This is a genomic window from Streptomyces sp. CNT372, assembly GCF_000377145.1.
In genome coordinates this window covers 1-1,290 of the sequence record NZ_KB897814.1, presented here as the reverse complement: position 1 = coordinate 1,290, position 1,290 = coordinate 1, and the positions used below count along the sequence as shown (strand labels likewise).

Genomic DNA, 1,290 nt, shown 5'->3' with positions numbered 1-1,290 from the left:
CCCCCGACCAGGACCGCCGCCTCGTCGCCGCCGGACGGATCACCCGCGCGGCCGGGCGCACCACCCGACTCGTCGCGGTGACCACCCCGTCCGGGACCGCCGTACGCGGCAGCATCCGCACCGAGGGGGGCACCCGATGACGCCGGTCGACGACCGCGAGGAGCTGCACCAGCTCCGGGAGCGGGCCGCGACCCGCGCCGTGTCCGACTCCGCCGATGCCGGCACATGGCGGCTGCTCGCCACCGTCCTCGCCCTGACGACCGGACACGTCGAGCTGCCCCCGACGGTCCGCGTGGAGCTCCACCTGGAGGCCCTGCGATGACCGACGCCGAACGCGAAGCGATGCGCCGCAAGCTCGCTGAGACGAACCGCCGGTCGTCCGGCGGGAGCGGGAAGTGACCGCCCGCCGGGCACTCGCCCGGACCCTGGACCGGCTGCTCCTCCTCCTGGTCGTCGCCGTCGTCTCCGTGCCGCTCTACATGGCCACGGAGACCACGGCCGCGATCCTCGCCCGCCGCCCCATCGAACCGCTCCCGGACTGGCTCGCCGCCCTCCTGGACGGCCTTCACCGCCGCCTGCCCGGGGACGCCTTCGCGTTCTGGCTGTCCGCCGGGACGCTCCGGGCCCTGACCGGGTTCGACGCCCTCCTGGACCGCGTCGACCGCACCGGCCGCCGCTACCGCTGAACCACCCCGCTCCATCGAGGCCGGGCCCACCACCGGGCCCGGCCTCGCCCGTACGCCACGACCGAGGAGACACCCCATGTACCGCATCGTCCGCACCGTCGACCTGATGAGCCTCCAGAACGACCGCGAGCACCTGGCGGGAGCCCGCGCCGCGCTCGCCACCACCCGCGCCTCGCTGACCGACTCCCGGCGCAACAGCGAGCTGCTGGAGGACCGCATCGAGCAGCTCCACGGCGACGCCATCGAGCAGCGCGACCACGCCAACGCCGAGTTCACCGGTCTCCAGGCCGTCATCCGGCAGGTGACCGCCGAGCGCGACGCGGCCCGCGAGGAGCGCGACCAGTACCGCGCGGCCGTCGCGGAGATCCGGGCCGACGTCCAGCGGCTGACCGAAGCCGCGGCCGCCGCCGAGACCGGCGAGAGCGTGCGCGGCGCCATCGCGTACGGGGTCTTGCGGGACGCCTACGCCGACGCGCACGCCAGGGGCACCATGCCGGGCCGCCCGTTCGACATCGTCGGCGTCGTCCTCGGCTTCACCGGGCCGACCGGCGAGCAGCACGACCAGGAGGACGAGCAGCAGCCGCCTGCCGGCAGCGGCGGCCCC

At 75.7% G+C, this 1,290-nt stretch carries 3 protein-coding genes; all 3 read left to right on the top strand.

The window, feature by feature from the left end; genetic code table 11:
* Positions 1 to 136 precede the first annotated feature (136 nt).
* Positions 137 to 322 carry a hypothetical protein gene (locus C593_RS0128480; protein WP_018850719.1) on the top strand — a complete coding sequence of 62 codons (186 nt, stop codon included), beginning with the start codon at positions 137 to 139 and terminating at the stop codon, positions 320 to 322.
* A gap of 73 nt (positions 323 to 395) precedes the next feature.
* Complete coding sequence (locus C593_RS0128470) at positions 396 to 686, top strand: hypothetical protein (RefSeq protein WP_018850718.1); 291 nt, start codon at positions 396 to 398, stop codon at positions 684 to 686.
* Between the two features lie 76 nt (positions 687 to 762).
* A partial coding sequence (locus C593_RS30815) for a hypothetical protein (protein ID WP_037747561.1) occupies positions 763 to 1,290 on the top strand: 528 nt, incomplete at its 3' end.